Source organism: Steroidobacter sp., from assembly GCF_016790065.1.
GTDB lineage: Bacteria > Pseudomonadota > Gammaproteobacteria > Steroidobacterales > Steroidobacteraceae > Steroidobacter.
In genome coordinates this window covers 20,935-28,216 of record NZ_JAEUPY010000361.1, presented here as the reverse complement: position 1 = coordinate 28,216, position 7,282 = coordinate 20,935, and the positions used below count along the sequence as shown (strand labels likewise).

Here is a 7,282-nt window from a genome sequence, read left to right as displayed (position 1 = left end):
ATCACGCTGTCAGTCAGGTCATACGCCAAGTTGAGCGACGGCAAGGTTTCGGAATATTCGCCGTCGATGGTGTTGCGGCCGTAATCTTCCGCGCGCAGACCGAACAAGTTGCCCGCAGCGGGTGGCGTCGACGGGACGCGGATGAAGCCTTGCATCTCGTGTTCGGTCTTGACGTAGCGCACGCCGGCGTTGACTCGCAACGTGCGGCCCCACAGCGGCAAGGCCGCGTTCGCTTCGACATAAGCTGAACGATTGTCTTCTTCGAAGCTGCCGGAGTTCTGGAAATCCAGGTTCGCGGCGGCATCCAGCGCGTCCGGATTCAGCAGCGAGCTGAACGCGCCCAAGTCGGAGACGATCCAGCGGTTGTAACCGACGCGGCTGTCGAAGTGCTCGCCGTAGTTCACCGGCACCACTCTGGCGAAGTTGGCGATGTTGAACTCGTTGAGGTTGGCGCCGCCCGTGTAACCGAACGGAGTGAGGGCAGTGCCTTGAGTCACGCCCACCGATGACGAGTACGCCAGCCGTTCGCGCGAGTACGTGTTGGCCAGTGCACCAACGCGAATGTTTCGTTCCTCATCGCCGAACGTGAGATCGAGCGCGAGGTTTTCATTCTCCTCATCGCGAGTGCGAGGTTGCACACGAACGGTGTCGAACTGCCAGTTGCTCACATTGGCCAGATCGAGCCGCGGCGTGATGACCGGAATGCCGCCACCGACGTCGATATCGACCGTGCCGGGCTGCGACAGGAACAAGTACGTCGTCATGCGCCAGCGGAAATCGGACTCGGCCTTGGACGCTTTCACGTCCAGCCCGATGTTGTCCCTAATCTGCCATTTCGCGCCCAAGCCCAGATGCCGGAAGTCCGATTCTTGTTGGAACAATCGGTTTTCGGACCAGAACTTGGCGTTGAGCAACGTGCCGTGAGTCAGCGTGTTGTTGGCGTCGACTGAGAAATTCTGCGGCGTGATGTAACCGAAGCCGGTGGCCCCAGCGGTGCCTGGCGTAGTGTTTCGTACCAGCAGATTGTTGGTGTAACGATCGAAGTCCGAGTCCAGCTTGGCGTAAATGGCATCGAGATTGAACGCCAGGTTATCGGTAGGCGCCCATTGCAACGACAGCGTGCCGCCGACGCGATCTCGATCGCCAACTTGCACTTCCGGTCGGCCGAGCCGCGGTACTTGAGCGAGGGCCAGTTGCGCGTTGGTGAGTCCGGACTCATTGACGAAGTCGGGGCGTTGATTGGCCGGCGTCGACAGTACACTGGGCAAATTCCAGTCGAAACCGCCGGAATAGCCTTGTGGCGGTGGATTGCCGGGTACGCGGCCCGAGGTCCAGCCTTGCGAACTCCAACCGTCGGTCCGGAAGGTTCGTTGTGACATGGACACGCTCAGCAACACGCCGAACTTGTCGTTCCAATTGTTACTGATCAGGAAGCTGCCGCGCGGATCGACTTCTTCGGAAGTGGATTGATACGCGCCCTGTAGCTGATAGCTCGCGATGAAACCGCTGTAGTCGAACGGGCGGGGCGTGCGCAGATCCACCGTGCCGGACAAGCCGCCTTCGACGGTACCGGCGCGCGGCGTCTTGGAAACTTGCAAGGTGCTGAAAATTTCCGAGGGCAACAGGTCGAAATCGAACTCACGATTGCGCGCCTGTTGATCGACGCTGCCTTCGGACGCTGCCGAAACCGGCATGCCGTCGAGCAAGACGCGCGCGAAGCTTGGACCCATGCCGCGAAGAGATATTTGCTGACCTTCGCCGTTGGTGCGTGAGATCTGTACGCCCGGCACGCGTTGCAAGGCTTCGGCGAGGTTGTTGTCCGGCAGCTTGCCGACATCCTCGGCGGAGATCGAGTCGGTGAAGTTGACCGAATCGCGCTTGGCTTCGAGCGATACCTCGATGCTTTCGCGGAATCCGGTGACGACGACCTCTTCGAGCTTCTCGGTGGCAGGCACGGTGTCCTGCGCTATCGCGACCGTTCCCAAGCACAGCGACAACACGCCGGCGCCGGTCGAACAAATGGCTCGTTCCATTTCAGCTCCTCCGTTCTCGTCTCCACGATGTAGGGCCGAATCGACCAGGGAGGAAATGCTTGAATTTGTTGAGGACGAGCGCAGCCGTGCCGCGTGAACGCAACATTTTCGAAGTCTTGGATTTGCCCCCTGACAGGCCGCCTTCAACGTCGGAAAGTGGCCTGACCAGTAGATTGTTAGATCAGCGCGAGGAGCCTGTCAATGCTGTATTGAGATCGCTAACATGGCCTGACCAATTACTCCGACCATTCACCCCAGCACCGGCCGGGTGGCGTGCGCTTGGGCGGTCAGTACCAGCTCGGCCGCGAGCAGCGCTTGTTGCTGGTCTTGGGCGGTTTGGGTGCGCTCGACGATGTCGGTGACGAATTGCGGGCCGAAGGGCAGGGCCACGTCCTTGCAATCGATGTAACGCGCTTGTTTCTTATCGACGATATACAGGTGATCGCCGCCGGCCAGATCGGAGGCTACATTGATGTATTTGCGCAGCTCGATATATCCCTCGGTACCGAGAATGAACAGGCGGCCGTCACCCCAGGTGCTCAGGCCGTCGGGCGTATACCAATCCACGCGCACATATCCGGTGCCGCCATTGCCGACCAGAGTCATGTCGCCGAAATCTTCGAAACGTGGATATTGGGGATGCGCGAGATTGCCGGTTTGCGAAGCGACTACGCGCGCTTGATTGCTGTTGGTGTAGTACAAAAATTGATCGGCTTGGTGCGAGCCGATGTCGGTAAGAATCCCGCCGAAGCGCGCTTTGTCCCAGAACCAATCCGGCCGCGATGGCGCATTCACTCGATGCGGGCCCAGATTGATGGTTTGAATCACGCGGCCGATGGCGCCGCTGCGAACTAATTCGCCTGCGTAGACAGCCGAGCGCACTTCAAGCCGTTCTGAATACATGACAGCGAACTTGCGGCCGGTAGCAGCCACGGTGCGCCTGACTTCAGCGAGCTGTTCCAAGCTGACGATGCCTGGCTTGTCGGCCAGGTAGTCCTTGCCGGCTTGCATGGCTCTAACGCCGAGCGGTGCGCGCAGATCGGGAATCGATGCGCCCACGATCAGTTGAATCGATTTGTCATCCAGGATTTCGGCGTCGCTGCGAGCCAGCTTCACGTCGCCGAATTTGGCTAGAAATTCAGCGATTTGCTTCGGGTCCGTGCCATAGACGGCCACCAGCTGGCCGCCGCCACGTTGTACCGCTGCCGTCATGCTGTAGATGTGCGCGTGGTCCAGGCCGATCACAGCGAAGCGGATGGAATGTTTGCTAGCCGGCGCGGTGGTGCGCGCTTTCTCATGAACTGCTGAGCCTTGCGCCAACGCGGCCGGGGCGACAGCCGACATCATTCCGGCGAGGCCGGCGGACTGCAGGAAAGAACGACGATCCGAGTTGTTCATGGCAGGTTCCTAAAGCGAGCGGAGTTTGATGCTGCGGAAACGAACTTCGTCGCCATGATCCTGCAACAACAGCCGGCCTCGTTCCAGCTCGCCGAATTTGGCGCCCACGGCTTTGAACTTACTGGCAGCGACGCGACGGCGAAAATCTTCCGAGCCGCGGGTGAAGCTCAGCACCTGCACACCGTTGAGCCAATGTTCGACGCTGCCGTCCGCTCGCGCGACGATGCGAGCGTGTTGCCACTCGCCAACCTTGGGCGCGATGCCGACATTGGTCATCAACTTGGCGCGGGGTTGCAGGTCATACAGCGATGCCAGGGTGCGATTACCGTCCGTGCCCAGCTTGGCATCGGCGTGTCGATCATCGTCGAGTAACTGATACTCCAGGCCGAGCGCGTCGCCACCAGCGTAATCGCCAACGTAATATTTGATGCCGCTGTTGGCGCCGGGCGTGAGTTTGAAATCCAGCTGCAATTCGAACGCGCCAAACGTTTGTTCAGTGACGATGTCGCCGCCGCCACTGCCTGTGACCGTCAGCTCGCCGTCTTTCATTTTCCAGCCGCGGGTTGGAAAGGCGTCGCCCTTGGCGCTGCGCCAACCGGCGCTGGATTTCCCATCCCATAACAATTGCCACCCTTGTTTGCGCTCGGCTTCACTCAAATCGTTGGGCAGGGTGTTACGGATGAAAATGCTCGCTGCGGCGGGCGAGGCGGCCGGATGTTCTTTGATCCGTAAATTGCGCCAATGAATTTTGCGGCCGGCATCCTCCGGCTTATCGATGGAGTGCACCTGAAGCGCGATGAAGCCTTGTCGGTAGGTCGCATCCAGCACATACGCCGACAGTTGGCCGTTCACCCAAGTGCGCATCGAGGGGCCGATGGCCTCGATTCGAATCCGGTTCCACTCATTGAACTGGTAAAGGCCGGGTTGGGGATTGAGGGTGCCGGGGTACCACCAGCCGCTCATGGCCTCGTCGTACAGGCCGCCGGTCCATTGGCGTTCGGACGGATCGAGGTCCATTTGCGGGCCGTGCACGCGCCCGTCCATGACCTCGGCCTTGCTCTGGCTACGAAATTGCACGCCGCTGTTGGTCGGGCCGACGCTCTGTTTGGCTTCGAATTCCAGCACGAAATCGCCATAAGTCCGATCGGTGGCCAGAAAGCTGTTGGGGCTGCCGGCCTGGGTGGTGCCGACGATGGCACCGTCGCTGACCTCGTAACTGGCTGAGCCGTTCACCAAGCGCCAGCCGGTGAGCGACTTGCCGTCGAACAGGGGTTGCCAGTCGGTGTCCTCGGCGGCGTGCGCGGCCGGGGCTAGTAGTGGCAGCAAAGCGATCCACGTCAGGACAAACTTCATTGTCGGGTCCCTCGAAAGTGGCGGAGAATGGCGTCCAGTGCGATCCGAACACCGAGCATAACCAACCGGATGCGCTAAAGTAGCGCCCGCAGCGCTCATTCAGTCTCCGCCGAACTTCAGGATCGCTAGATGTCTTTGTTCTCGCGCTTTCGTAAGGCGCCCTCTGCCTCGGCTCCGGAACAACCCCCGGAGATGCCTATGCCCCCTATGTCCAAAGCGTCGACGCCCACTGGGCCGGATCCTGCCTTGCTTGCCGCGCAGGAGGAGCAGGCCTTGCAGGCCGCCCTTGCCGGTAACGATCACGCCGCCGTGGCGCGGTTGGTCATCGAAGGCTCGTCGACCAAAATTCGGCAGCAAGCGGCCGAGGCTGTCGAAGATCCCGAGCAAATTCGCGAGCTGATTCGGATCGCGCGCGGCGGCAAGGACAACAGCGTCTACAAGATTCTGACTCGCAAGCGCGACGTCCTGTTGGCACACGAGCGCGAGCTCGAACAACAACAGGCGGAGATCGCGGCGGCGGCGGCTGCGCTGGAAAAGCACAGCCACCGGGCGTTCGATCCGCTGTTCACACCGACGTTGGAACAGTTTGAGAGTCGGTGGCAGGCGGTAGCGGCGCATGCAGCGCCGGATGTGGTTCGTAAAACTCAAGAGTCGATTGACCGTGCGCGCGAAGTCATCGCCCAGCATTTGCGTCACATCGCTGCCGAAGCGGCGCGTGAGTTGGCTGCGTCCAATGCAGCTGCTGTCGCTCAGAAGCAGCGCGAACAGGATGAGCAGACCGCTGCGACGGCTGCTGCCGAGCGCGCTCAAGTTCGGGAAGACGAGCGCAAGGCGAAAGCGGATAAGCACGAAGCTGAAGCCCATGCGCTGCGCCAGATCGGCGGGCTATTGCGAAAGGCGCAAGCTGCGCTGGCTTCGGGCAGCAGCAAAAGCGCGTCCGGTTTGCGCCGAGCGATCGAAGAAAAACTGGCTGTTGCTCCGCCATTGCCGGCACAGCTCACCAAACAATTGCATCAGCTCGATGAAAAGCTGCAAGAGCTCAAGGATTGGAAGAGCTTTTCGGTTGCGCCCAAGCGCGCCGATCTGATCGAGCGGATGGAAGCATTGGTGGGCGCGACCATGCATCCAACGGCGCTGGCCGGCGAGATCAAGAGTCTGCAGGAACAGTGGCGAACCTTGAGCAAGGGCGCTGGCGAAGATGTCGAAGCGGACTGGCAACGTTTCCACACGGCGGCGGAACAGGCTTATCTACCGTGCCGCGAATTCTTTGCGGGCCAAGATCGGATCAAGCAAGAGAACTTGCAACAGCGCAGCGCGTTGTTCGATCGGCTGGCTGCATTCGAGTCGCGACAGAATTGGGAGCAGCCCGAGTGGCGCACGGTAATCACGGCGCTGCGCGAGGCCAAACAGCTGTGGCGGGAACATTCGCCGGTCGACGTCGACGCAGCCAAAGAGTTGCAGGGTAAGTTCAATGAGCTGACCGGATCTCTGCAGACTCGGCTCGATGCTGAGTACTCGAGCAATGTGAAAGAGAAAAAGATGCTCATCGAGCGTGCGCGTAAGTTGTCCGAGTCTTCGGATACGCGCCAGGCCATCGATGAGGTGAAGCGGCTGCAAGAGACATGGAAAACCGTCGGGCCGGTGCCGCGCGAGGACGACAACAAGCTGTGGGAAGCATTCCGGCAGCAGTGCGACGCTTTGTTCCAGAAACGTCAGCAGGAGTTCTCCAGTCACAACGAAGCACTGCAGGCCAGTAAGGCTCAGGCCGTAGGCCTGTGCGAACAGGTGGAGCAGATCGCCGGTTTGGTGGATCGCGAGTTGCTCGAAGGTGCCAAGCAGTTGCCTGAGCTGCGCGATACTTTTGAAGCCATCGAAGAATTGCCGAGAGCCGATGCGCGTCAGTTGCACAGTCGGTTCGAGCGAGCGTTCGATCGTTGTCAAAGAGCTGTGAGCGAACAGCATGCTCGAGATGCTGAGCAGGGCTGGCTCGGTCTGCTCGACGCGGCCAATCAAGTGCGCGCTTATCGCTTGGCTGTGGTGCGACAGGCTGACGCCGCGGAACTAGATACGCTGAAGCAAGCAGCTGAAGCGTCGTTGACCACTGGGCCCAAGCGTGGCTTGGATGTTTTGAAAAAGGCGTTCGCGAACGCGGGCGACGGCGACCTGGTTGCTAACGAGTCGGCATTGCGAACGTTGTGTATTCGAGCCGAAATTCTCACTGACTCGCCGACGCCCGCCAGCGATCAAACGCTACGTCGCGAGTATCAAGTGCAACGTTTGATGAAGAGCATGGGGCAGGGCGTGAAGGCCGACGATGGTCCCGAGGCGTTGGCGCTCGAATGGCTGGCCGTCGGGCCGACCGAGGAAGCGACCTATCTACAGTTGCTCGAACGTTTCAAGGTCAGTCGTAGCAAGCGGGCGGAGCGTCGCTAAATGCCTCACTGGCCCTGGGGCCGGCGCCGAAAATACTTGCCACTGCAGCGAGTTGACCGCGATTT

General features: G+C 60.4%; 4 protein-coding genes. 1 reads left to right on the top strand and 3 read right to left on the bottom strand.

The genetic code is table 11. The features are described from left to right. The 3 genes from JNL55_RS15060 to JNL55_RS15050 all read right to left on the bottom strand — a co-directional run. Positions 1-2,033 (bottom strand): TonB-dependent receptor (locus JNL55_RS15060; protein ID WP_293854854.1); only part of this gene is annotated, 2,033 nt, incomplete at its 3' end. Between the two features lie 249 nt (positions 2,034-2,282). After that, positions 2,283-3,431, bottom strand: a complete 1,149-nt coding sequence (locus JNL55_RS15055) for a Gfo/Idh/MocA family protein (protein ID WP_293854851.1) — start codon at positions 3,429-3,431, stop codon at positions 2,283-2,285. Between the two features lie 9 nt (positions 3,432-3,440). Beyond that, positions 3,441-4,784: a DUF1080 domain-containing protein gene (locus tag JNL55_RS15050; protein ID WP_293854848.1), complete on the bottom strand. Its 1,344-nt coding sequence runs from the start codon at positions 4,782-4,784 to the stop codon at positions 3,441-3,443. A gap of 198 nt (positions 4,785-4,982) precedes the next feature. On the opposite strand from JNL55_RS15050, the gene JNL55_RS15045 reads away from it, so the two are divergent. Beyond that, entirely contained in the window at positions 4,983-7,217 is a 2,235-nt protein-coding gene (locus tag JNL55_RS15045; RefSeq protein ID WP_293854844.1) for a DUF349 domain-containing protein, read from the top strand. Positions 7,218-7,282: the final 65 nt, after the last annotated feature.